This window comes from Streptomyces sp. NPDC055955 (assembly GCF_042270245.1).
In the GTDB taxonomy this organism is placed as follows: Bacteria; Actinomycetota; Actinomycetes; order Streptomycetales; family Streptomycetaceae; genus Streptomyces.
Genome location: NZ_JBHJYS010000023.1, coordinates 81,238 through 104,430, shown reverse-complemented (window position 1 = coordinate 104,430; position 23,193 = coordinate 81,238). Strand labels below are relative to the sequence as shown.

Here is a 23,193-nt window from a genome sequence, read left to right as displayed (position 1 = left end):
CGGGCTGTCAGATGACTGGAGCCGCGGCCTTCTCCGTCGCGGCCTGCACGGCCACTGACGTGTAGAGGACGGAGGCGCCCTGCTTCGACCGGTGTGCCTGGCTCTTGGCGACAAGATTCTCGAGGGTGGTGCGCACGACGGTCGACTTGATGGTGCGCTGGGGGTGGGCCTGGACCAGCGCTGAGGTGACCTCGGCTGCGGAACGGGGTTCTTTCTGCTGGTCGAGGTGGGTACGGATGAGTGCGATCAGCGTGGGCTGCGCCGATGTCGTAGCCGCCTTCGGCTTTGTGCCCTGGGCCTTGGCCTTCTTGGCCTGCGCAGTGGTCTTCTTCGCGTTGGGGGCCTTGGCTGCGGTCTTGGACGGGACAGGCCGGGCGGTGGTGTTCTTGCCGGAGGCCTGCTGTGGGAGGGGCTTCGAGGTTGTCGGCGCGGCTACCGGTTGGCCGCCGAGCGTCTTCTGGATGCTGTGCAGCACATTCTGGTCGTCTTGCAGGATGCGCAATTGCGCCTGCAGGGCGGAGAGTTCCGCGCTGATACGTTCCTGCTCTTTGGTATTGAGCTCGAGGTCCTGTGCGACCTGAGTGGCGTACTGAGATGTCACGCTGGTGATGGTGACGGGGCTGTCAGTCATGATGTTGGCTTCTCTTCGATTCGGGAGTAGTGGCGCACCACCGTGCGTACGACCGAAGTAGGTGCGCCCGCCTGTTCATGAAATTTCGCGGCGAACAGTGGTGTGGTGGCATAGCGATAGTACGCATGGGTGATGGCTCATGTTCCCATCGAGTGATGGTTCCCACGCTGCATTGAGGGTTGAACCCTTATGCAGGGCGATCCTTTGGGCTTGGGCCGATGTGGGTGGACCCGGCAGGTTGGTGGTTGTTGGCATCCGCCATCAGACGGCGCTGCGGGCCTTCCCCCGGGAAGGTGGGCACGCGGTTATTGATCACGCGGCGAGTGTGAGTATCTATATCTCAAGTGGCTGACGGGCCGGCGCGCCGTGTCGGCTACTGCTGTTCTTGAGCTGACCGGCGGAATTGATGCTGGCACGCCTTGCGTTGGTGGTTTCTGCGCAACGACCACGAGCGCTTCGTCGAGGACGCTTCCTGGGGCCGCCACTGGCACCAAGCTCCCGGCGCGCGCCTCGGCCGCGACCAGGGTAAGCAGAGCCGTGGCTCAGCTGGGAGTTCGCAGCCAGGCCACGGCTCCATCTCGACGAAGCCCACGACCTGCTACGTCTTCTTCAACTGATCGCTGCAGAGGGCCTTGACGAGCTGAGCGAGGAAGCTGAGTGGTTCGCCCGGGAACTTGCCGCGCACATCCCTTTGGAGAACTGAAACGCCCCTACTGCGCTGCACCCGCAACGGGCCGACGACGATTCCGTGACGGGCTCGCCCTGGGACGCCTTCTCCGGTTCCGGGTCTTCTTCCTCGTACGTACCGAACGGGCCCGCCCGCTCAGTCGGGGTGCTGCTGGTGGCGGGCGTCGTCCTGTGGCGGGGCCGCAAGCGCACGGTCTGAGGGCGTCCGGCACCGGTCGCTATCCGGCGATGTACTGGATCTCGGGGTAGCGCGGCGAAGCCCCCCACAGCAGATGCCCGGCGCCCGGGCGGCCGCGTAGCTGGAGATCGAAGAAGGCCCGCACGGTCGCCCGTACGGCAGCCACCGCACGGTCGGCGGGGATCGTGCCGATCTGCAGCGACTTGCGCACCGACTCGGGGACCTGCGGTGCGATGGCCACGATGTCGGTGAAGCAGTTGTGGTCGGCGTCCGTGAGCCGCAGGCAGCGGTGCCAGTCGCTCAGGTGCGCCCAGAACGGCGGCCAGGACCCGTCCTCGTTCAGCCCGTCGTGCACCGCCGTGTCCATCAGCAGGAACGGCCGGTCGAGACCGCGCTCGACCACCGGCCCGTACAGCGCGCCGTCCAGATCGATGCCGGCCCGCACCCGCTCGTCCAGATGCATCACGGACGCCGACGCGGCGCCGCCCCGGGAGTGCCCGAAGGCGCCGACCCGCGTGAGGTCCAGAGTCCCGCGCAGTCCGCGCGGGAGCGGACGCCCCTCGGCATCGGGGTTGCCGCCCCGCTCCAGCACGGTCAGTTGGTCGAGGACGAACCGCAGATCGGCGGCGCGCACCGCGACCGCGGCCGTGCGGGCCTCGTCGCTCGCGTCGTCGGGGCGGTTGACGACCACACGGCCGTCCGGGAACTCCACCTCGCCCGAGTCGTAGGGATGGTCGACCGCGGCCACGACGTAGCCCCAGGACGCCAGTTCCTCGATGACCAGCGTGTTGTAGGTGCGGTCCGACTGGTAGCCCGGCGAGTGGAGCAGCACCGGTCGGCGGCCCGGCCGGACCGGCGCGCGATCCGCGCTGTGGGTCTTCGGGAGCGCGTAGCCGTCCACCGCGCCCGCGAAGCGGGCCTTCAGGGCGCGCTCGGCGCCCGCCGGAAGCCAGGGCAGTAGCGCGCGGTCACGCACGTCGGCGGCCGGATACGTCACGGTCACCATCACCTCGCGCGCCTGCCCCGACCAAGGGTCGGTCCGCGACGGGTCGATCAGGTGCAGCTCCACCGCTCCCACCGGCAGGGGCCCGGTCGGCCCGGCCAGCCGGATGGGGATGAGGTCGGCTGCTACCGCGGGCGTGCACACCGACAGGGGAACAGCGGCTGCGGCGGCTACTGCGAGGCCACCGGCTATGAGAGAACGGCGATCCGGGCGTACGGGAGGCACTGGGCTCCTTCCGTGGCCGGACCCGAGGCGCACAGCGAAACGACAAAGGGAACGCCATGATCCGGCCAGCTCATCGTCAAGTTCCCTAAAGCCTATATGTATTGAGCATGAGCTATGTATGGAGCATGAGCGTTGTCGACACGCGCGGGCCTTGAACAAGGCGAAGGCCTCCGTGTGTGGTGGAGGTGTCGAATCTGCACCGCACGGTGGCCGGTGCGCCGTGCATGAGGAACAGGCCGAGCAGGCCCGCGCAGAGCGCCAGCAGCCGGGCGACGTCCCGTCTGCGGGGCGGTCCCGTGCCTGTCCCTGCTGCATCCTTCCTCAGTCCTTGAGCGCTCCCATGTCGGCGCCGCCCGCACGGGGGTACCTCGCCCGGGTACCTGGCGCCCCTTCGGGCGGTACGGGCATGCAGACCGTCCGTGGCCGTCGCCGCATGGTCCAATGCCGCAGGCGCCTACGACCTTTACCTGCTTCTGCGTGGCGTCGGCGCGGCATAGCCGGGAGGCCTCGCGCGCGACGGTCCAGCGGTGGGAAGCGAAACGCGCTCGTGGTATCCGGTCGGACGCCTTCGCGAGATGTATCGGCGGGCACAGACGCGTGGCCACCCGGGGCGTCGGCTCGCGCAGAGCCCTGTCCGCGTGGGCGCCGGTCAGCAGGGGATCTTGACGGTGACGGCGGCGCCCTGTCCGGTGTTCTGGGCGTGCGCGGTGCCGCCGTGGGAGGCGGCGACCGCGGCGACGAACGCGAGGCCGAGGCCTGAGCCGGGGCTGGTGCGGCTGGCCTCGTCCCCTCGACGAGTTGGCGGAATGCGTTGCCGGCCCGGCTGGGAGTCACCAGCGAGGCTCGCGACGGCATCGCTCTGGTCGTCATTCACCTGTGACGCTGCGAGACCCGAGGTGCGACGTCGGTGCAGCTCAGAGCCATGGGCGGCTTTCTCTGTGAGCGGCACACCATGGCAGCATCGCCGTCGTGCACGGTGGCAGCCACCCCTGCTGTCCCTGCGCTGTTGCGAAGGGACGCGGCCCTGCGTTGGAATCAAGTGTGAGGCTCTTCGGCGGTGTGTCGGCTGGTCTTCCCGCTCCGGGCACAGGGTCCGGACGGAAGGGGCTCAAGAACGATGCCCTGGGCATGTTCTCCTCGGTCGTCATGGGCCTGGCCTCCACCGGCCCGGCGTACAGCCTCGCCGCCACGCTGGGCATCATCGTGGCCGGAGTCGGATTGCAGGCTCCGATCGTCACCATGCTGGCCTTCGTCCCGATGCTGCTGGTCGCGTACGCCTTCCGGGAGCTCAACGCGAGCAACGCCGACTGCGGGACCACCTTCACCTGGGCCACCCGCGCCTTCGGACCGCGTACGGGCTGGATGGGCGGCTGGGGTCTCATCGTCGCCAACATCATCGTCATGGCCAGCCTCGCGCAGATCGCCGCTGCCTACGGCTTCCGGTTGATGGGCCTGGACGCACTGGCGGAAGACCGGCTGTGGACCACCGCGGCAGGCGTCGTCTGGATCGCCGTGCTGACAGTGATCTGTTACGTCGGCATCTCGTTCTCGGCGGCTGTACAGCGCTGGCTGCTGTGCCTGGAAGTGGTGATGCTGATCCTGCTCGCCGTCGCCGCGCTGGTCAGGGTGTACACCAGCCCTCCGCCGACGGCGATCCATGTGTCCGCGTCCTGGTTCAACCCCTTCGCGGTGCCCTCGGTGACGGCCATGACCTCGGGCATCCTCGCGGGGGTCTTCATCTACTGGGGCTGGGACACCGCGTTCTCGGTCAACGAGGAAACCGTCGACAGCACGCGCATCCCGGGCCGTGCCGCGGTCTTGTCCATCGTGCTGCTCCTGGTCATGTACGGGCTGGTGTCCACGTCGGCTCAGGCGTTCGCGGGGGTCGGCACCTCGGGCATCGGACTCGGCAACGCGGACAACGCGGACGATGTGTTTTCCGGGCTGGGGGAGGCCGTGTTCGGGAGCCACGGTACGGGGCTGTTCCTGTCGAGACTGCTGATCCTGATGGTGCTGACCTCCGCGTTGGCCTCCGCCCAGACCACCATCCTGCCCCTGGCCAGGACCGTCTTCTCCATGGCGGTCCACAAGGCCGTCCCCTCTCGGTTCGCCCGGGTCCACCGCAGGTTTCTCACCCCCACCTGGGGGACCATCGGTATGGGAGCGGCCTCGATCGCCCTGTTCGTCCTGCTGACCTCGCTCAGCCGGAACGTCCTGGCCGACTCGATCGAGTCGGTCGGTCTCGCGATCGCGTTCCAGTACGGACTGACCGGCTTCGCCTGCGTCTGGTACCACCGCAAGATCCTCACCCGCAGCGTCAAGGATCTGGTCTTCAAGGGCGTGCTACCGGGGCTCGGCGCGCTGTCCATGCTCTTGCTGTTCCTCTACGCCACCTTCGTCGTCTACGCGGATCCCCGGTACGGCACGACCGCCGTCGACCTGCCGCTGTTCGGCAGGACGGGCGGGGTCACCGTCCTGGGCCTGGGCGCCCTGCTGATCGGTTTCCTGCTGATGCCGGTGGTCACCCGTGGCCACAGTGTGGCCCTCAAGCTCCAGAGGAGCCTGCTTCCACGCCGCCTGCCGCCGCACGCCGCCGTCGACTCGGCGAGCCGCTACCTGCCCGCCGACAGCGGGTCCGGGGTGGGCGGTGACTGGTACGACGTCATCCCTCTCTCCGGTACCCGGGTCGGCCTGGTCGTCGGGGATGTGCTCGGTCACGGCATGCACGCCGCGGCCACCGTGGGACGCCTGCGCACGGGTGTGCGCGTCCTGGCCCGGCTGGACCTGAGCCCCGACGAGCTGCTGTCCCGCCTGGCCGACCTGGTCGAGCAGACCTCGCACGAGGGCGAAACCGGCCGCGGCCCGGGCCACCTGAAAGCGCACGCCGACGCGGCTCTGGGCGTGAGCTGCCTGTACGCGGTGTACGACCCCGTCTCGGGGCAGTGCAGCATGGCGCGAGCCGGGGAGCCGGTGCTGGCGCTCGTCGAGCCGCACACGGGCGTCGTCGACTATCCCCAGCTACCGCCAGGACCGCCGCTGGGAATCGGCGGCCTGCCCTACCAGAGCACGGAACTGGAGCTCGCGCCGGGCACTGTTGTCGCCCTCTTCACGGACGGCCTCCTCCAGGCGGCCGCCGACCGCGAAGCCGGGCTCGCGCAGCTCTCACAGGTCCTCTCCGACGGCCGAAGATCCCTGGAAGACCTGTGCGACCGGGCGGTGGCCGCCATGCTGCCCGGGGCGGTGGACGTGGACGCGACGGTGCTCCTGGTCCGCACGCGCCTGCTCGCGCGGAACCGGCTCGCCCAATGGGCCCTGGCCCCGGACCCGGCGGCCGTCGCCACCATCCGCTCCGCCGTCGGGAAGCAGCTCGGCGACTGGGGGCTGGACGACGTGGCGTTCACCACGGAACTCATCGTCAGCGAACTGGTCACCAACGCCATCCGCTACGCAGGTGGCGGCCCGATCCAGGTGCGCCTGATCCGCGACCGGACCCTGACCTGCGAGGTGTCCGACACCGGCCACACCGCGCCCAATCTGCGGCACGCCGCGAACGACGACGAGGGAGGCCGAGGCCTGTTCATCATCGCCCAGATGACCCACCACTGGGGCACGCGCTACACGTCCAGCGGCAAGACCATCTGGACCGAGCAGGACCTGCCACAGCCCGACCGCCAGTAGCACCGAGGGGGCACATCGGACGGCCGAGTCGCCGGCCGCGGCGCCTGTCGTCGCGGGTCAGGTGCTGACGAGTGTCCGTGTCTTCGCTCCCGTGGCCGGCGCAGCTTGGAACGCGAAGTCCCTGTTCTCGATGATGCGTTGGCGATGCTCTTCGGGCATGCCGTCGTCGGGGAGCTTCCCGGCCACTCCAGTGAGCTCCTTGCGCGGCAGTGCTCCTTCCGCGGGCAGAGCGAGTCCCTCGGCCGCCAAGGACACCGTGTCCAGGGCGGTGCTGTTGCGGGTGAAGTGGGTCGAGCCGGCCGTCCGGTCGAGCACGGGCTGCAGCAGTGGCCGCAGGCGACGTAAGTCGTCGGCTGCGGCGAAGGGCTGGGCGCTGCGCAGCAGACCGGAGCGGACCACCTGCAGGGCCTCCAGCAGTGTGGCGAGTTCGGACTGTGTGAAGCCGTGGACTCTGCTCCATAAGCCGACATAGGCCCAGTTGGGTTCCTGCGCCTGCAGGGCAACCAGTCGTCCGATCATCTCCAGCCCGGGTGCGATCGGTGCGTCTCAGCAGGAACTGGCGCTCCATCAGCACCGGGTTCTGGACCTGGCGGGAGAGTGTGGTCACGCCAGCCGGACCGAGACATTGCCCCGGTAGGAACCTTGCAGCAGAGAGAGGAACGCCTGCGGCACGTCCTCGATCCGGCCCTCGAGGACTGTCTGCGGGTAGACGAAGCGGCCCTGGCTCAGCCAGGTGCTGAAGTGCTCGCGCCAGGCGGCGATCTGATCGGGCGTGTGATGGCAGGAGAAGGGCAGCAGCTCGATGCCTTTGGCCTCGGCCGCCGTGCGGTCGGGCTGCGGGAAGCGCTCCGACGCGTCGCCGAGCTGGCTCGACAGTGAGCCGCACAGGGCGAAGCGCGCCCCGGGCCGGGCCGCCTGCAGTGCAGCGTCGTACTGCTCACCACCCACGATGTCGAAGCACACGGAGATCCCCTCGGGTGCGAACTCTTTGAGCCGTTGTGCTGCCGGGCCGTCGTGGTAGTCGAACGCGGCGTCGAAGCCGAGCTCGTTCACCAGGTAGTCGGCCTTCGCCGCGCTGCCGGCGCTGCCGATCACCCGTGCCGCGCCGAGGCACTTGGCGATCTGCCCGGCCAGCGAGCCGACCCCGCCCGCGGCGCCAGAGACGAAGACCACGTCGCCTTCGCCGACGGCCGCCACATCGGCCATCCCGTAGTAGGCGGTCGGTCCCTGGCCGAGGTGGTAGCCGGGGTCGGCGAAGAGGTCACGGTCGAGCTTGAGGTACGAGCCGGCCGGGCCAGCCGAGTACTGGCTCCAGCCGGTCATCGACTGGACCAGGTCGCCGACCTCGAGGTCGGGGCTGTCGGATCGGATGACGGTGCCGATGGCGGCCATCCCTACCCGCTGCCCCGGCTGCCAGGCCGGCACCGGGATAGTGCAGTCGGCCCGCATCAGCTCCAGGTACGTCGCGGCGAGCCCGACCTGGTCGGTGCGTACCAGGACCTCGCCGTCCACCTCGGCCTCGGCAACGGTGAAGTGGTCGGGCGTTGGGACGCCGGCGATCTGCGCGGTCAGCCGGATCTCACGGGTGATCATTTTTTGGTCCTCACATAGGTCCGGTACGGCCTTCGAGTTCGACCCTAGAGATTGTTCCGGCCACTTTCTGACCGGAACCTGGGGCAGTATTCCGGCATGGCGAACACCAGCTCACGGACCCTCAGACTGCTCTCGCTGCTGCAGACCCACCGGCACTGGTCCGGCCTGGAACTGGCCGGCCGGCTCGGGGTCTCCGAGCGGACGCTGCGCCGCGACGTCGAGCGGCTGCGCGAGCTCGGCTACCCGGTCGGCGCGGTCCGAGGCACCGACGGCGGTTACCAGCTCGCGCCCGGCGCCGTCCTGCCGCCGCTGCTGCTGGACGACGAGGAGGCGGTGGCCCTCGCAGTCGGCGTCGGCGACGCGGCACAGAGCGGTATCGCGGGGATGGAGGAGGCGTCGCTGCGCGCACTCACCAAGGTGGTGCAGGTCCTGCCGCCCCGGCTGCGGGCCAGGGTGGACACCCTGCGGGCGATGACCCTCTCCGCTGCTGTGTCCGCGCCCATCGTCGCGGCGGGGGTGCTCACCGCGGTCGCCCAGGCCTGCCGGGACGAGGAGCGGCTGCGGTTCGGTTACACGGCCAGGGGCTGCGCACCCACCGAGCGCGAGGTCGAGCCGCACCGCGTCGTCGCGCTCGGCGGACGCTGGTACCTGGTGGCCTACGACCTGGGCCGCCTTGACTGGCGCAGTTTCCGCCTCGACCGGCTGACCGGGCCGACGGCGACCGGCACGCGCTTTAGGCCGCGCCTGCTCCCGGCCGAGGACGCCGTGGCGTTCGTCCAGGCAACGAGCGGGGCCCCGGCCCCGTACACGGTCGAAGTCCTGGTGCACGCCCCCTCCTCGCGGGTGCGGCAGGTGGTCGGCCGCTGGGGCGTGATCGAACCGGTCGATCAGGACAGCTGCCGGCTCACCATGACCTCGGCCTCCTTCGACTGGCCGGCCCAGGCACTGGGCAACGTGGGCGCCGAGTTCGAGGTCCTGGGGCCGCCGGAGTTCGCCTCGCACGTCCAAGAGTGGGGCGCCCGGTTCATTAGAGCCACCCCCCGCACCGGATCCGGACTCGGGACTGGAGAGCCCGCACCCTGAGGTGTCGCGTCGTCAGCAGACGGGCCGGCTGCGCGGACTGACTGTTGCCGGTCACGGTGGTCCAGCGCGGGATCGATGTGGCCCAGTCATGCGTCGTGACCATCAGTCAGTGGTTGCCTCAGCGCACTCTTGCGAGGAACCTCGGGGAGGAATCGCACCGGGTGACAGCGATGCGGAGCATCGCCGCGGCAACACGGGCGCTGAGCACCCGCAAAAAAGACCGGGCTGGAGTGCCGGGTGAGGGATGTGCGCTGTTCAAACGCCGGCATGTCGGGTGGTGGGTAGCGTCGCGGTCGGAAAGTTGACCGCGCAGGTGAGACTCCTGCCGACGCCTCCGCAGGCGGCGGCACTTGAGGAAACCTTGCACGCCTGCAACGCGGCGGCGACCTGGGTTTCCCGGGTGGCGTTCGAGAAGAACATTAAGCGCAACCAAGAGCTACCGGTGGGCAGTCGAGAAACCGATCTCCTCCCGGGCCGCAGGGCGCCCAGCCGTATGACGACCGGATGCTGTCCTGGCAGTACACGGAGCGCACGGTGTCGATCTGGACCTGTCGGGCCGGATGAGAGAGGTGGCCTTCACCGCTGCCCCGAACCTTCGGCCCGCCTGGCCCTGTACCGCAAGGGCGAATGCGACCTGTTGTACCGCGACGGCATGTGGTTCCTTACCGCCACCTGCGAGGTCCCCAAGGCCGAACTCAACACCGACGTCACCCAGTTCCTGGGGATCGTGAACATCGCGACCACCTCGGACGGCCAGATCAGGGCCGGACGCCAGATGAATCGCGGACGCCTCCGTGAACGCACACTGCGTCAGAAACTCCACGCGAGAACACCCCGTCCGCCAAGCGGCGCCTGAGAAAGCGGCGTCGCAAGGAGGCGCGGCGGGTGCGGGAGCTCAACCACAAGATCGCGAAGCATGCGGTGGCCGAGACAGAACGCACCGGTCGCGGAATCGCCCTGGAAGACCTCACAGATATCCGCGCTCGGGTACGGCTTCGCAAGCCCCATCTTCCAGCTTCTCTCGCACGCACGCGGCGCCGATCGCGACGGGCGTGACGACCTTCGCGTCGGGCGTGATGACGTTCGCGTCGGTCGTGACGACGAGCAGTGCGCTGCCGACGTCCTCGAGGAACTCGTCGGTGCGGGGAGCACGATGACGCTGTGAGCGAGCAGAGCCCAGCGCGGGGACCATCCTCGCGGGTGCGGGTGCGGGTGCGGGTGCGGGTGCGGGTGCTGTGCGCGTGGTGCTGATCGATGCCGTTGCAACCGCAGCCACGGCCTGGGGGCGCCCGGGGTCTGGGCGTGCCGCGTGGGAAGCTGGGAGATCGGCTGTCGTGGGCAGGCCGGTCGCAAGGGACGCGGCCTGCGGTGGTTCGGCCCCTCGGCGCGGTGCGGGGGCGCGACGCCCGCTATCAGCCGCGTGTGTGGGGTGGTGCGTCGGGCCGGATCAGTACGCCGAGTTGACGTTGTCGATCGAGCCGTAGCGCTGCGCGGCGTACTTGGCGGAGGCGGTGATGTTGGCGACCGGGTCGTAGATGTTCTGCGAGGTGCCGGCGACGTGATACGCCTTGAAGGTCGGGTCAATGACCTGCATCAGGCCCTTGGAGGGGATGCCCTTCGCGGCGTTGGAGTCCCAGTTGTTGATGGCGTTGGGGTTGCCGGTGGACTCGCGCATCAGGTTGCGGTGGATGCCCTCGTAGGTGCCCGGGATGCCCTGGGCGTGCATGACCTTCAGTGACTCCTTGATCCAGGTGTCGACGTTGCCGCCGCCGGAGGGGGCGGGAGTGGCAGCCGAGGCCGCCGGGGCGCTGATGACGGTGCCGGCCATCACGGCGGCGCCGGCGGCAACCATGCCCAGCGAGATCTTCTTGGTCTTGGTCATGCGGGCGAACTTCTTGGGCATCGCGGTGAACTGCATGCAGTGATTCCTGTTCCGTCGGGGGCGATGCCAAGAATTGTTAATCAGGGATGAAACCCAGGTCAATGAATCCCTCTTACGATGGGGATTAGTATGGGGTACTCGAAAATGATCCGGAGGCGCCGTCAGGCCTGGGGATCGCGCGATGCAGGTCTACTATTCGACTTCATAGTGACGCAGGCCATATGGCCCACCTCACGCGGCAAAAGCCTCAAAGATGGACAGGAGTGACGTGCATCATGTGACCTGTACCATATTGAGGGTGCTCCGTTCGCTTACGGTAATAGCAGAAATGCATTCCGTATTCGCGGCGCAGTCGGGTGGGCCGGCGGATTACCGATGCTCGCCCACAGGGGAACCTGGCCTGGCGAGTGAGGGCCTCCAGACCATGTCTTCCTCCCCTGCCGGCGAGCCAAGAACATGCCCTGGACTGCTTGGCTGGCCAGGGGAGACGACCAGCGGCACCGAGTATTTCGATGCCGCGCAAATTGCCATCCGTCAGCCGGCTTTAGTACCGGTCAAACGGCGATCGAAAGCGGGCCGCGATTTAGACGTCGTTTCTTTGAGTCTCGTTCGGCTTGCAGCGTCGGCGCGTCACTGCGGCATGAGAATCTCTGGGCGTGAGCTACGACTTGGCTGTATGGGAAGGGCGGCGGCCGACGGACAACAGGTCCGCTGGCGCCTTTACGGGCGCTACCTGGACGATGACGATGCGGTTCATCCTCCGACCGAGCGGATGTCGGCTTTCGTTGGTGCGCTTCTGAAGCGGTGGCGTTATGCGACGGAGGATGTGGAGGAAGCCTCGCCCTGGTCCGCAGGGCCCTTGATCTGCAGGGTCGGTGGTCCACTGGTCTACTTGCCATTGCGCTGGGACAGGGCTGAGGAAGCTTCCGCCTACGTGGCTGCTCTGGCGGATTAGATGAGCCCGGTCTGCTTCGACGTACAGGGAAACGTGCTCGGGCCCTGATCGGTTCTCGGCCGTCTCACCCGAAGAGCAAAGCAGGTGTATACAGCGCCTGGAAACCGCTGGTGCGCGGGATCCCGCCCATCCGCACCCGGCGCGGACCGCGCCGCCGGCGTCCGGCCAAGCTTTACGCAGACAAGGGATCCGTGTTCGACTCGGTGCATCCCTGCCGCTAATAAGAGGTCCTAACAAAGGCGTTGGACGTGGCGGTGGGTGATGAGGCAGGCGGCGAGTCCGAGGAAGGCTCATGGATGTCGTCGCGTCGTTCCCATCGAATGCGTAGGCGGCGGAAGCCGTGCAGCCAGGAGATGGTGCGTTTGGCGACCCAGCGGAAGACACCCAGGCCGGTGCCGTGCGGCTGGCCCCGCTCGGCGATCACCGGGCGGATGCCGCGCTGCCAGAGCAGTCGCCGGTACTTGTCGTGGTCGTAGCCACGGTCGGCGAAGAGCATGTCGGTCTTCGTCGTGGCCGTCCGATGACGCCGGCGACGGGCGGGACCTTGTCGAGCAGGGGCAGCAACTGCGTGACGTCGTTGCGGTTGCCGCCGGTCAGCGACACCGCGAGCGGGATGCCCTGGCCGTCGGTGAGGACGTGATGCTTGCTGCCCGGACGTGCGCGGTCGACCGGGCTGGGACCGCCTGCGGGCCGCGCCGAGCTGCCCTGACGTGAGAGGAGTCGATCACCGCCCGAGACCAGTCCAGCTGGTTCTTCGACCGCAGTTCCTTCAGCAGCAACGCGTGGAGTTGGTCCCACACGCCTGCCTCGTTCCAGGCGGCCAGGCGCCGCCAGCAGGTCATGCCTGACCCGAAGCCCAACTCTTGGGGCAGGTACTGGACTCGCGGACTCAGCCCGGTGAACGGGGCTGTCAAGGTCGGCTCAGACGATGTGATCACACCAGCCACAGCAAGATCATCTCAGTGGGGTCGACTCGACCTCGATCTCCTGGCCTTCAGCCAAGTTCCTTGGCGTACCAGTGATCCGCCTTGCCATGCCCTTCGTATGGCGCGGTCTCCTTGTAGCCGTGCCTGATGTACAGAGCGCGTGCCTCTGTAAGTTGGGTGTTGGTCTCACACACAATCCTGAGGGCACCGAGCCTCACAGCAGATTCCTCGACGGCGCGGAGGAGGCCACGGCCCAGTCCTGCTCCCCGCCCAGAGGGGAGCACGTACATCCGCTTGAGCTCCGCAGTCTGAGGATCACCCCTCAGCAGTCGCAACCCTGCGCAGCCCAGGAACTCGCCCTCACTGTTGCGCGCTACGAGAAACTCGCCGTCAGGCGGGCAGAGGTCATGGTGGGGGTCCTCAACAAGCACCGCTCGAAGCTCTGCCTCTGTGGCTGAACGCCCCAGCACCCGCCGCCCCATCTCGGTGAAGTACTGACGCGTCACCTCGCCGACATCCGTGCCAATGACAGGCTCCGCCTTGATGGTCCAGGTTGACATGCGGGCCATGGTCCCGGACTCACCCGTGGCCGTCCACGGTCCTACCGACAGGTTTCCGTCCAGCCCGCACGATGGAGATGGTTATGGGACAGCCCTTGGACCTGTCCGCTTTCCGTCACCTGAACCGCTCTCGAAGCCGACGTCCCCAGGCGCGCTTCAAGCCGCCAGCTCAAACACTCAGTCACACTCTGGGTGAGCCAGAGCAGGATAGGTGTCACAAAGACAGCCTTGTTGTCCCCGAGATCGTCGGTGAACCCACCAGGGTCGGCCGAACCACGGTGGCCCAACGCGAGCGTCAGTTGCCGTCATGGCTATCGCCTCGGATCACGGTGGATATCCGAGGCGAGATTCAAGCCGTTGTGCGCGCCTGACCCGGCCCCAAACCTCTGTCATGTCACAAGCTCCGGGTGACCTCGTCGCCCGGAGCTTCGTCGCGTTCCGGGTGGGTCAGCCCGGCGTTGGTGGCAGCGACAACCGACGGGCCGCTGCTTTGACGCGCACGACAGGGCGGCCCGGGTGGCGCCCCCGTACGTTGTGCCGACCAGGCGCTGACGGAGAGTGGAGCCCAGGATGACCGAACTGATCCCGCCGGAAAACACACAGCAGGCGCCCGGGGCGAGCAGACGCACTCTCGGCGTGCTGCCCCTGGTCGGAATCTTCTTCTTCACAGTGTCCGGAGGCCCCTTCGGGCTCGAAGGCTCACTCTCCAGCGCCGGTCCGGGCCTGACCCTGCTGATGATCGTCCTGGTGCCGGTGGCCTTCGGCGTGCCGAACGCGCTGGTGGCAGCGGAGTTGAGTGCCGCGATACCGGTCGACGGCGGTTACTACTACTGGACGAAGATCGCGCTCGGCAGAGGTGCGGCATTCGTGTTCGGGGCCTGGAATTCGATCGGGTCGGTGCTGAACCTCGCCCTCTACCCGATTCTGCTGGTCGACTACCTGGCCACCTGGGTCCCGGACATCGCCCGCGGGAAGGGGTTGGTGATCGTGGACCTGTTCCACGGCGGTTTCGTCGTGGACCTGCACTGGATCGTCACCGTCGCCCTCATCGTCCCGATGGCGTACCTGAACTACCGCGGCTCCAAGGCGGTGAGCGAGTACTCGGTCGGGATGATGCTGTTGATCCTCGCACCGTTCGCGGTGCTGACGGTCCTGGGTATCTGGCATGCGGTCGGCAACGGGATCAACGTGCTCTCGCCCTTCATTGTGCCGGGGCAGAGTGCCCACTCGTCGGTGGCAGGCGCGCTCAGCGTGATCGTGTGGCTGTACCTCGGCTTCGACGGCCCGAGCACCGTGCTGGGCGAGGTCGCCGACGCGCACCGGACCTACACCCGAGCTTTGGTCATCTCGGTTCCGCTGATCATCACCGCCTACCTGCTGCCCACCATCGCCGCCATCGGCAGCGGGCTGCACCGGGGCTCGCCCGCCGACTGGGCCCAGGGCGACTTCATCGTGGTCGGCGACGCCCTGGGCGGAATCTGGCTGAAGGTGCTGATCTCCCTGGGATCGGCGCTCTCCCTGGTGGGGCTGTTCATGGCGATCCTGCTGACGAGCACCCGGGTCCCGCGGGCGCTCGCCGCGGACGCGTACCTGCCGCGCTGGATGGCCCGGGACAGCAGACGGTTCAACACGCCGGTGGGTGCGCTGCTGGCGAGCACCACCGTCGTCGTCGTGCTCTCCGCCGTCGACTTCAGCTCGATCCTGCGGGCCACGGTGCTGCTCACCCTTGCCTCGATCCTGCTGGAATTCGTGGCCTTCCTGGTCCTCCGCTGGAGATATCCGCAGATGCTCCGGCCGGTTCGGGTCCCCGGTGGCTGGCCCGGCGCGGTTCTGGTCGTCGTGCTGCCCACAGCGATGATCGTGTACCTGGCGTGGAGTACGGCGGTCGACGAGGCCGCGACGTTCGGCACGAGTCTCGCGTTGGCGCTGCTGGCCGTGCTGCTCTACCCGCTGTGCCGACGGTTCGTCAAAGGCGACCGGCCGGACGCGGACATCGACTCCTCCCAAGTCGAGCTGGGTCCGGACCGGTTCGCGGGATTCGGTTCACGGAAGGCGGGCGTCTGATGGATGTGCAACGGGTGCTCTCCGGGCTTGCGGAGCAGTTGCGGACCTGGTGGCCGGTGCCGGGAATCGCGATCAGCGTCATCGATGGGACCGGCGAGTCCGCGTTCGTCACCGCAGGATTCGCGAACGCGGAGTCCGGGGCGCCGGTCTCGCGTCGCACGCGGTTCGAGATCGGTTCCATCAGCAAGACCTTCACCGCCTTCCTGCTCGGCATACTGGCGGACGAGGGGAAGGTGAACTTCGACGCGGCGGTCGCCGACCACCTGCCCTGGTTCGCCCCGAACGGCGGCTCCCGCGCGATCACCGTCCGGCACCTCCTGCAGCACACCTCGGGCCTGGTGGCCGGGGCCGACGCGCTGCCCGATGCCGCCGCTCGCGGCTACGCGCTGCGCGATGCGAGGACCTGGGCCGCACCAGGTGAGCTGTTCCACTACTCCAACGAGGGCTACAACCTGCTGGGGTTGATCGTCGAGCAGGTGACGGGGGAATCGCTGGCGGACGCCATGGCCGGACGGCTGCTGCGGCCCCTGGGCATGCGCGACTCGGCGGCGCGGATCACTCACGAGGACATCGCCGAACTCGCCACCGGGTACCGGTTCCTGCGCGACGACCGCCCACCGCTGCCGTCGGCCCCGCTCGCGCCGGCCGGCTTCTTCGAGTATTCGGCGGCCGATGGGAACGTGCTGGCAACCGCTTCCGACCTGGGCCTGTTCGCCCGCATACTGCTGGGCCGGGGCACTCTGGACGGCACCAGGATCATAGATCCCGAGCGATTCCGGCAGATCGTCACGGTGCCTGCCGGAGCGGTCAGTTCGGGCTACGCGCTCGGCGTGGACGTGGAAAAGATCGACGGCCACACCTGGCTGACCCACGCCGGCGGGATGGTCGGATACCGCTCGTACCTCGCCGTCGACACCGACGGCGGGCACGGTGTCGCCGTGCTGACCAACGCACCCGGCGAGTGCCAGATCATCGACCGCTTCGCCCGTCATGTGCTCGCCGTCGTCCAGGGAGCCCCGGCGGACCCGGCGCTGTTCGACCCGGAGCGGATCCCCGACGCCCAGCGCTACGTCGGGATCCACGGAACGACGCCGCGTCAGATCCGCGTCGAGGCCACGGGCGACGACGGTCTCTCGCTCACCTCGGACGAGGTGACCGGCAGGCTGTACGACGCGGGGGACGGGCGGCTGGTGTGCGACCACCCAGGATGGTCCGCCTACCACCACTCTCTGGACGGACGCTGGCTCTACGGACCCGAGTCACTGGGCCCCAGCCTCTCCGCCCCGACCGCTTCTCCGCATGCACTCGCGGGTCACTACCGGAGCTACACCCCGTGGTATCCCAGCTTCAGCATCGTGCAGCGGGCGGGACGACTCCACATGATCGCCGCGACCGGCGTGGAAGCGCCCCGCGACGAACCGGAACTCGTCCCGCTCGACGACGGGACGTTCCGCATCGGAGCCGACCCCCGGCTGCCGGAGCGCCTGACGTCCGGACCCGCCTTGGACGGCGCGGTGCTCTGGGTGGACCTGGACGGGTGCCGCTACACGCGCTCGTTCCGGGATCAGCCGGAGCCTCGGTAAGCGCCCGTCCGCAGCTCGCGCACCCGGAGCTGGAGGTGCGCGAGCAGCATGGCGTCGGCATCGGCGAAGTCCAGCCCGGAGACCTCGCGGATACGGCGCAGCCGGTAGCGCATGGTGTTGGGGTGGATGTGCAGGGCCTCCGCCGCGGTGTCGGTGGCTCCCGCGGCGGCGAGATAGGCGGCAAGGGTCGCCGCCAGCGGACCGTCCTGGCCCTCTTCCTGGCGCAGCCTGTGCAGCGCGCCGCCGGCGTCCGGCAGGCCGAGCGCCTCGGTAGCGTCGGCGAGGTGCAGCAGCAGCACCGCCAGCGCCATGTCCTCCACGGTGCGCACGGCCGGTCCGCGGACGGCCGGGTGCCGCAGCGCCCGCAGCGCGGCGTCCGCCTGCGCCCGCACGTCGGCGATCCGGCCCATCGATTCGGCCGGGCCGCCGACGGCGACCACGTAGTCACCGGCCAGTGGGGTCCGCGCGAGGAAGTCGCGGGCCAGGGCGACGGCCGACTCCAGGGCCGTAGCGTGTTCCGGAGGCCAGGCAGCCAGTACGTACACCGCTCCGGTGCCCGCCACCAGGGCTGAACGGGGGTGCACGGCCGCCAGGAAGTACTCCAGCGTGTCCGCGAACCGGCGCAGCCCGGCGGCGTCCAGCGCGTCGGAGCCCGTGCTCCCGGCCAGCCGCGGGGCCGCGGCCAGGACGCAGACCGGGCCGGAGCCCAGCTGCAGCCGGCTCGCCTCCACCGGGTCGGCCGCCCCGCCGAGTACCGCGGCGGCCAGCTCGCCGCGCTGGCGGCGGGCGTAGCTGGTCTCCGTGCGCAGGCCGACCAGCTGCAGCGCGACCACGGGCGCGAATTCGCGCAGCCGGGCTGTGGCCGCCTCGTGGAGCGGCCCGGTGACGGCGGCCCAGATGTAGCCGACGACGTCCGAACCGGCCCGGACCGCGATCGCCAGCCTTGCCAACTGATCCTCCCCGGTCGCCTCCATGTACACCGGTTCGGCGCTGGCATGGAGCCGCTCGAACTCCTGACGCTCGCGCTGTTCGGCGAGCGTCCGCTGGTGCACGGCCCGCCCCAGGATGGTCTCGATCCGCTCGGAGTCGGTCCGGTCCTGCCCCTCCGACCAGGCGACCAGCGCGGAGAAGCGGTCCTCGATGGTGACCGGGGCGCCGACGCTCTCGTAGACCGCGTTCGCCAGGGCGAACAGCTCTGCGCCGCTGCCGGCCGAGCGCACGCGCGTCCTCGCGTACTCGAGCAGCTGCTCACGGACGGTCGTCGCCACGTGCATCCAGGACGCGTCTCGGTTGACCTCGATGATCGCCAGATTGTCGTGGGCCGACGGCGGCACCGGGGCCTTCACCGCCAGCACCTCCGCGCCGGCCTGCCGCATGGCCGCGGTCAGCTCGCGCAGCTCGCCCTCCGTGGTCACGCCGACCCCCAGCACCACGCACCCGGGTCCGAGCTGTGTCGGCGCGCCCGGGGCATGGATGGCGATGTCGGTGAGCGGCCCGCCGCTGCCGGTCCCCTCCTGGACCAGGCGCAGCAACGCCGGGCCGATGTTGTCCACGAGCTGACGGACGGGCAGGTGCCCGCGAGCGCCGGACTCCCGCATGGTGCACCCCCGACTCGAAGGACTGTTGTGGGCGTCAAGTCTGGGAGACCCGTATTGACGACGTCAATGATGATCCGGAGTGACCGTAGCGGGAGCATGGCAGGGGAGCGGGACGGACCGGTGGCACAAGGAGCGCGGATGACAACGATGCAGACGCAGGCAGACCGGGAACTGCTGAGGCTGTTCCGCCCGCGACCACCCGGGACGGGAACGGCGGACTGGCGATCGGCGGCGTTCCGGCGGCCGAACTCGCCGAGTCCTACGGCACTCCTGCGCTGATCCTCGACGAGACGTCGGTCCGCGCCTGCGCCCGCCGGTACACCGACGGCCTGGCCGCCCGTGGGTCGAACTCCCGCGCCGCCTTCGCCCTCAAGGCCTTCCCCCGCACTGCCCGGCATCGGCGACGCCTTGCAGAACCCAGGCGATGCACGGACCGGCAGCGGTGAGCAGGCGACGTGCGTGCGCGTCCAGGCCGGGCTCGTTCTCCGAAAACATGGTGAACAGGGAGCCCCAGGTGGCGGCGCCGGTCACGAGCGGGGTGACGGCCGCGGCGCCCAGATAGGGGAAGACCAGAGCACGCTTGGGATAGCGGAGGCCGAGCCCTTCACCGGAGTTGATCCACACAGGTGCCGCTGGCGCACCGTTTCCACGATCGGGTCTCTGGCTTCGGTAGTCACCCGCAGGCGCCGTACAGGGCCCACGAACTCCGGGGGTACGCCCACACACGCGTCACGGCCAGGATGTCGCCGCCAGGCTCGCACAGGATGAGCGCCCCCGCATGCGCGCCAAGGCTGTCCACCATCCGCGCCAGCATGTGATCCACCAGGTCATGGACGGCAGCCGGTTGCAGGTCCTCGCCACTGGCCATCCGCGCTAGTCACCTCACGGACCAGGCTCGCTCTTCGTTCCCCACTTCGTTGACCTTTCACCCATCAGGCCTGAGGGATGCCATGCTCCGACATGTCCCTCTCTGCTGGTGAACGGCGGCCACGGTAGGTCGACTTGGTACCAGCCAAACCGATTCGAAGGTCACGATCAGCCGGGATGCTTGAGGATCGGGGAGGAGGTCCCGGCGCATCACCATGTCGGCGGGGGCCTGTTCGAAGAGCGAAATGGCCTGGGGCAAGCCTCCCTAGCGCGCCTGAGGTGGTCCGGGGACGGTGACGAGGTCGACGCCGGTCAGGTCACAGCTGGCTTCCCACAACCGCGCCGCTACGGAGGTGTCGGTGAGGTGGTTCCACGCCCGTTGACGTTGAGGCTTGCCGCGCAGGCTGAAGGCACGCGGTCCCCACAACTGCCCTCCGCGCACAGTAGGGTCCAGCACCGCTCGGACCGCGGGCCATGCGCCGGCGTGCTTGCCCTGGACAAGAAGGGCCGCTGGCGCACCGCAGAGCCGCGCACCAGCGGTCCGCACATGGACGGGCGGCCGTGACGGGGTCAGGGAATCCAGCGCGCCACCGGGATGGACCACCACGCTTGCCACCGTGCTGTCGACGGCGCGCAGGCGGCGGTCGAGTTCGAGGCCGAAGTACATCTGTGCCAGCTTGGAGCGTCCGTAGGTGCGCTTGGGGCGGTAGTTCTTCCGGGACTGCAGGTCGCCGAGGTCGAGCCGCTCGGACTTCGCCGCGATGCTGCCCATGGTCACGATGCGGGCCGCAGGTGCGGCCGACAGCAGCGGCATCAGCCAGTGGGTCAGCGCAAAGTGCCCGAGGTGGTTCGTGCCGAACATGAGCTCGTGACCGTCCCCAGTCACCCGGCGTGGAGGGGCGTCGAGCGCGACGCCGGCGTTGTGGACCACCGCGTCGAGGCGTTCCGTATGCAGTGATTCCACCGCTGTTCTGACCGATGAGAGGTCGGCGAGGTCCAGCCGTACAGCTCGCACTCGCGCGCCAGGGACACGCGAGCGGATCGAGGCCGTGGCGACTTCAGCCTTTGCGGGATTCCGGCTGCCCAGTACGACAGTGGCTCCGGTTGCGGACAACTGCTCCGCGACGAAGTACCCGATGCCGGCGTTGCCTCCGGTGACCAGAAAGACGCTGTCGTGGGCACGCGGCAGTTGTTGAACATCCCAGGGCGGGGTGGAGGAGGTGGACGGCATGGCGGCGAGGCTCCCATTCTGTTGAGGGCGGCTGCGACTGCCCTGCAGGACAGCTCGGCACCACGGTTCCAGCTGCCCCCGACACATCGCCTACGGATCACCGACGGCCTCGCCGGACGGCCTACATCCTGCCGACGTGGTGCTGGCGTAACCATGGGCTTCCGCCTATCGGTCGGATAGTTGGCCCGCGGGGTAGCGGGTGGACCAGCCACCCTCTGCTCAGTCACACGATGCACAGATTCGGGGTGGTCGGCGAGGTGTCCGCGTTCGAAGCGGGCTCCGCCGCGAACTTCGCATCCAGTACCGTCAGACTTCAGCCGGGATCGCCATAAAACACCAACTAGCAGACAGGGGCGAGGTATTGACCCGATTCCGGCAGTAGTTGAATTGCGGCTCCTCACCAGCGCGTCTCCCCGGCGAGATGCTTCGCCGCCCTGCGAAGGATCTCGCGCTCCTCCTCCAGTTCGCATATTTCTTGCGCAGGGCCGCGTTCTCCACCTCCAGGGGCGTGGGCGGCTCGGCGGGTATCTCCGCCCGGCGGTCCCGGGGCCAGCTCCCCGGCTTCCCGGGCCCAGTGCCGACGACCACCCCCGCCTCGCCCACTGCGAGATCGTCACCGACGCGAGGCAGGCGACGGCGACTGCCTTGTGGCCCAGGCCCGGACGTTCTTCGCCCAGGCCGGGATCGCCGTCCAGCGGGTGCCGACCGACAACGGCTCTTGCTACCGCTCACGCGACCGGCGCGACGGCCTCTCCGCAGCCGGGATCACCCGGAACCGAACCCGCGCCTACCGGCCGCAACCGAACGACAGGGCCGATCATCCGGATTCCGGGAAGAGATCTCCAGATGTCCGGATCGTGACTGGCAGGCCCCGTCGTGCCAGAGCGTTTGCAGGCAGCACACCGTCGAGCTGCCTCATACGCGCTCCCTGCACGTCAGCGCACGGCGGACGCCTTCTTGCGGCGGCTCTTGGAAGTGCGAATGCCCGCCTCCGGCGGTTGGCGGAGGAGAGCCGGGGCCTTCGGGATCAGCTCGACCGCGCACTGGGCGAGCAACGAGCAGACAGAATCAAGAGGATCGAGCGAGGGGAAGACGATGAATACCGCTGACGAGCAAGACCGACTTCTGTGCGTGCCGAGAAGGGACCTCGAGCGAGCTCGGCGGGATCCGGAGACGTGGCCCGAGCTGGCCTTCCTTGCGGAGCACACCGCCAAAGGTTCCGTGATCGACCGCAACAAGGCCGCCCGCTTGGGAGTTCTGTGGGCACTTCAATACGACCGCCGCCCCGAGGACCTGGAGCTCCTGCGCTTCCTCCTCCAGCAGGAGATCACGTTCTACCAAGAGGTCGTTCCCTGGGGACTGGCCTCGGACTTGACGCTGGCCGGCTTCCTGGTTGCCGAGCAGCGACAGGTGGAGGATCTCTGGCTGCACTGGACCGCCAAGAACATCAGCTTTGACACGGCTCTCGGCTACCACCTCTACCATCTGCTCACGGGAGGTATCACAGCTGCCGTCGAAGCGGTGCGAGCCAGTGCCCACCCTGATCGTGGCCGCATCCTGGGCGACATCACGTCGGACCGTCACACTGACGCCGCCGTTGAGCAGTGGCTCAACGAACAACGTGCACAGTTCCCTGCCACCCCGGCCGACGAGAGCCTCAAATCTTGGGCCCACCACGCCGCGAGCCTCGGCGAGCGCGAGGCATCCCGCGTGTTCATGACCGAGTGGGCGTCCGGCGAGCCACGCACCGAGGACACACTCAACACTCTGCAGTTTCACCTGGCCCAACTCGGCTACCTCACCGAAGCAGTGGCGGTGCAGCGAGAAGTCATCACAGTCAGCGATGCGTCATGGCCGGGGGCAAGAGCGTTCAATCTGCTCACCCTCGCCCGGCTGCAACGACGAGCCGACGACGCTTCGAGCGCGTGGAAAACACTCGAAGAGATTCATGACGTCATGCCACCCGACAAGCAGGGGTTGCGTGCGGGACTGTGGCGGCACTTCGTCAGGGAGTGTTTCCTCGTTGCCCCGCTCACGCCTGACGACTCCACAGCTCGTCGTCGGCTCGCCGTGAGTGACGAGCACCTGCGAGGGATCCCTCGGCTCTGGATGGACGGTGTCCTCGACGCCGCAATCACGGCTGCCGAAGAGGTCGGCGATCCGCAGACACTCCACCGCTACCGCACCTTGCAGCGGGCCGCAGCTTGTGAAGGCGAACAGGAAGTCAGTCAAGCGACCCGCCGTGCTGCATCAGGACCGACAACCTCGTGACCCCAGCACCTCCCGCAAGAAGACAAGCGATCTCGACAGGATGCACTGCAGCTTGTTTCCCCCTGTTAACGATCATCCAGTGGCGTGCCGTGAAACAGGAATTGCCAACCGTGCTTCGACGACACCGCGCTCGACGCAACGCCCAGCTCACAGATGCGAAGCACGAGCAGACTCCAGA

Annotated in this window: 20 protein-coding genes and 1 pseudogene; 8 read left to right on the top strand and 13 right to left on the bottom strand. The window is 68.5% G+C overall.

The features are described 5' to 3' along the window. Positions 1–7 precede the first annotated feature (7 nt). A complete protein-coding gene (locus ACFC96_RS35575; RefSeq protein WP_376616156.1) occupies positions 8–631 on the bottom strand; it encodes a hypothetical protein in 624 nt (207 codons plus the stop codon). A gap of 419 nt (positions 632–1,050) precedes the next feature. On the opposite strand from ACFC96_RS35575, the gene ACFC96_RS35570 reads away from it, so the two are divergent. Next, positions 1,051–1,248: a hypothetical protein gene (locus tag ACFC96_RS35570; RefSeq protein WP_376616154.1), complete on the top strand. Its 198-nt coding sequence runs from the start codon at positions 1,051–1,053 to the stop codon at positions 1,246–1,248. A gap of 131 nt (positions 1,249–1,379) precedes the next feature. Next, entirely contained in the window at positions 1,380–1,517 is a 138-nt protein-coding gene (locus ACFC96_RS35565) for a hypothetical protein (protein ID WP_376616152.1), read from the top strand. A 19-nt stretch (positions 1,518–1,536) separates the two neighbouring features. On the opposite strand, the gene ACFC96_RS35560 is transcribed toward ACFC96_RS35565, so the two are convergent. Further along, a complete protein-coding gene (locus ACFC96_RS35560) occupies positions 1,537–2,643 on the bottom strand; it encodes an alpha/beta hydrolase family protein (RefSeq protein WP_376616150.1) in 1,107 nt (368 codons plus the stop codon). A gap of 730 nt (positions 2,644–3,373) precedes the next feature. After that, positions 3,374–3,598, bottom strand: coding sequence for an ATP-binding protein (locus tag ACFC96_RS35555; protein ID WP_376616148.1), 225 nt, complete (start codon positions 3,596–3,598; stop codon positions 3,374–3,376). Positions 3,599–3,852: 254 nt separating this feature from the next. On the opposite strand from ACFC96_RS35555, the gene ACFC96_RS35550 reads away from it, so the two are divergent. Further along, positions 3,853–6,402 (top strand): amino acid permease, encoded by a 2,550-nt coding sequence (locus tag ACFC96_RS35550; protein ID WP_376616146.1) that lies wholly within the window; start codon positions 3,853–3,855, stop codon positions 6,400–6,402. A 57-nt stretch (positions 6,403–6,459) separates the two neighbouring features. Here ACFC96_RS35550 and ACFC96_RS35545 read toward each other — a convergent pair whose 3' ends face one another. Both ACFC96_RS35545 and ACFC96_RS35540 read right to left on the bottom strand, forming a co-directional pair. Beyond that, positions 6,460–6,921 carry a DNA glycosylase AlkZ-like family protein gene (locus tag ACFC96_RS35545; protein ID WP_376616144.1) on the bottom strand — a complete coding sequence of 154 codons (462 nt, stop codon included), beginning with the start codon at positions 6,919–6,921 and terminating at the stop codon, positions 6,460–6,462. An 84-nt stretch (positions 6,922–7,005) separates the two neighbouring features. Continuing rightward, entirely contained in the window at positions 7,006–7,995 is a 990-nt protein-coding gene (locus ACFC96_RS35540) for a zinc-binding dehydrogenase (RefSeq protein WP_376616142.1), read from the bottom strand. A gap of 96 nt (positions 7,996–8,091) precedes the next feature. On the opposite strand from ACFC96_RS35540, the gene ACFC96_RS35535 reads away from it, so the two are divergent. After that, on the top strand, positions 8,092–9,078 hold the full coding sequence (locus ACFC96_RS35535) for a helix-turn-helix transcriptional regulator (protein WP_376616140.1): 987 nt from the start codon (positions 8,092–8,094) through the stop codon (positions 9,076–9,078). Between the two features lie 652 nt (positions 9,079–9,730). After that, the gene (locus ACFC96_RS35530) at positions 9,731–9,934 is read left to right on the top strand and encodes a hypothetical protein (RefSeq protein ID WP_376616138.1); all 204 of its coding nucleotides are present in this window, start codon (positions 9,731–9,733) and stop codon (positions 9,932–9,934) included. Positions 9,935–10,045: 111 nt separating this feature from the next. Here ACFC96_RS35530 and ACFC96_RS35525 read toward each other — a convergent pair whose 3' ends face one another. The 4 genes and pseudogenes from ACFC96_RS35525 to ACFC96_RS35510 all read right to left on the bottom strand — a co-directional run bounded on the left by ACFC96_RS35525 (position 10,046) and on the right by ACFC96_RS35510 (position 13,401). Next, positions 10,046–10,270 carry a hypothetical protein gene (locus ACFC96_RS35525; protein WP_376616136.1) on the bottom strand — a complete coding sequence of 75 codons (225 nt, stop codon included), beginning with the start codon at positions 10,268–10,270 and terminating at the stop codon, positions 10,046–10,048. Between the two features lie 255 nt (positions 10,271–10,525). Next, the gene (locus ACFC96_RS35520) at positions 10,526–10,996 is read right to left on the bottom strand and encodes a transglycosylase SLT domain-containing protein (RefSeq protein ID WP_340458011.1); all 471 of its coding nucleotides are present in this window, start codon (positions 10,994–10,996) and stop codon (positions 10,526–10,528) included. A 1,208-nt stretch (positions 10,997–12,204) separates the two neighbouring features. Continuing rightward, positions 12,205–12,829, bottom strand: a pseudogene (locus tag ACFC96_RS35515) (IS5 family transposase); the annotation flags it as partial. Between the two features lie 80 nt (positions 12,830–12,909). Beyond that, positions 12,910–13,401 carry a GNAT family N-acetyltransferase gene (locus ACFC96_RS35510; protein ID WP_376616134.1) on the bottom strand — a complete coding sequence of 164 codons (492 nt, stop codon included), beginning with the start codon at positions 13,399–13,401 and terminating at the stop codon, positions 12,910–12,912. A gap of 570 nt (positions 13,402–13,971) precedes the next feature. On the opposite strand from ACFC96_RS35510, the gene ACFC96_RS35505 reads away from it, so the two are divergent. Together ACFC96_RS35505 and ACFC96_RS35500 are read left to right on the top strand one after the other, a co-directional pair. Beyond that, positions 13,972–15,465 (top strand): APC family permease, encoded by a 1,494-nt coding sequence (locus ACFC96_RS35505; RefSeq protein ID WP_376616132.1) that lies wholly within the window; start codon positions 13,972–13,974, stop codon positions 15,463–15,465. Then, complete coding sequence (locus ACFC96_RS35500) at positions 15,465–17,048, top strand: serine hydrolase domain-containing protein (RefSeq protein ID WP_376616130.1); 1,584 nt, start codon at positions 15,465–15,467, stop codon at positions 17,046–17,048. Before ACFC96_RS35505 ends, ACFC96_RS35500 begins: the two co-directional genes overlap by 1 nt. Here the strand turns inward: ACFC96_RS35500 and ACFC96_RS35495 are convergent. From ACFC96_RS35495 to ACFC96_RS35480, 4 genes are all read right to left on the bottom strand, one after another. Then, positions 17,030–18,646, bottom strand: coding sequence for a helix-turn-helix domain-containing protein (locus ACFC96_RS35495; protein ID WP_376616128.1), 1,617 nt, complete (start codon positions 18,644–18,646; stop codon positions 17,030–17,032). The genes ACFC96_RS35500 and ACFC96_RS35495 overlap by 19 nt on opposite strands. Before the next feature lie 369 nt (positions 18,647–19,015). Beyond that, positions 19,016–19,270: a hypothetical protein gene (locus tag ACFC96_RS35490; protein ID WP_376616127.1), complete on the bottom strand. Its 255-nt coding sequence runs from the start codon at positions 19,268–19,270 to the stop codon at positions 19,016–19,018. A 49-nt stretch (positions 19,271–19,319) separates the two neighbouring features. Further along, on the bottom strand, positions 19,320–19,514 hold the full coding sequence (locus ACFC96_RS35485) for a hypothetical protein (protein WP_376226503.1): 195 nt from the start codon (positions 19,512–19,514) through the stop codon (positions 19,320–19,322). Between the two features lie 264 nt (positions 19,515–19,778). Continuing rightward, complete coding sequence (locus tag ACFC96_RS35480; protein ID WP_376616126.1) at positions 19,779–20,744, bottom strand: SDR family NAD(P)-dependent oxidoreductase; 966 nt, start codon at positions 20,742–20,744, stop codon at positions 19,779–19,781. Between the two features lie 1,095 nt (positions 20,745–21,839). On the opposite strand from ACFC96_RS35480, the gene ACFC96_RS35475 reads away from it, so the two are divergent. After that, complete coding sequence (locus ACFC96_RS35475) at positions 21,840–23,015, top strand: hypothetical protein (protein WP_376616124.1); 1,176 nt, start codon at positions 21,840–21,842, stop codon at positions 23,013–23,015. Positions 23,016–23,193 lie beyond the last annotated feature (178 nt).

Coding starts and splice junctions, on each gene's coding strand:
- ACFC96_RS35575 (WP_376616156.1), bottom strand. CDS start 631: ATGACTGACAGCCCCGTCACCATCACCAGCGTGACATCTCAGTACGCC.
- ACFC96_RS35550 (WP_376616146.1), top strand. CDS start 3,853: ATGTTCTCCTCGGTCGTCATGGGCCTGGCCTCCACCGGCCCGGCGTAC.
- ACFC96_RS35545 (WP_376616144.1), bottom strand. CDS start 6,921: ATGATCGGACGACTGGTTGCCCTGCAGGCGCAGGAACCCAACTGGGCC.
- ACFC96_RS35540 (WP_376616142.1), bottom strand. CDS start 7,995: ATGATCACCCGTGAGATCCGGCTGACCGCGCAGATCGCCGGCGTCCCA.
- ACFC96_RS35535 (WP_376616140.1), top strand. CDS start 8,092: ATGGCGAACACCAGCTCACGGACCCTCAGACTGCTCTCGCTGCTGCAG.
- ACFC96_RS35530 (WP_376616138.1), top strand. CDS start 9,731: ATGTGGTTCCTTACCGCCACCTGCGAGGTCCCCAAGGCCGAACTCAAC.
- ACFC96_RS35525 (WP_376616136.1), bottom strand. CDS start 10,270: ATGGTCCCCGCGCTGGGCTCTGCTCGCTCACAGCGTCATCGTGCTCCC.
- ACFC96_RS35520 (WP_340458011.1), bottom strand. CDS start 10,996: ATGCAGTTCACCGCGATGCCCAAGAAGTTCGCCCGCATGACCAAGACC.
- ACFC96_RS35510 (WP_376616134.1), bottom strand. CDS start 13,401: ATGTCAACCTGGACCATCAAGGCGGAGCCTGTCATTGGCACGGATGTC.
- ACFC96_RS35505 (WP_376616132.1), top strand. CDS start 13,972: ATGACCGAACTGATCCCGCCGGAAAACACACAGCAGGCGCCCGGGGCG.
- ACFC96_RS35500 (WP_376616130.1), top strand. CDS start 15,465: ATGGATGTGCAACGGGTGCTCTCCGGGCTTGCGGAGCAGTTGCGGACC.
- ACFC96_RS35495 (WP_376616128.1), bottom strand. CDS start 18,646: ATGCGGGAGTCCGGCGCTCGCGGGCACCTGCCCGTCCGTCAGCTCGTG.
- ACFC96_RS35485 (WP_376226503.1), bottom strand. CDS start 19,514: ATGGCCAGTGGCGAGGACCTGCAACCGGCTGCCGTCCATGACCTGGTG.
- ACFC96_RS35480 (WP_376616126.1), bottom strand. CDS start 20,744: ATGCCGTCCACCTCCTCCACCCCGCCCTGGGATGTTCAACAACTGCCG.
- ACFC96_RS35475 (WP_376616124.1), top strand. CDS start 21,840: ATGAATACCGCTGACGAGCAAGACCGACTTCTGTGCGTGCCGAGAAGG.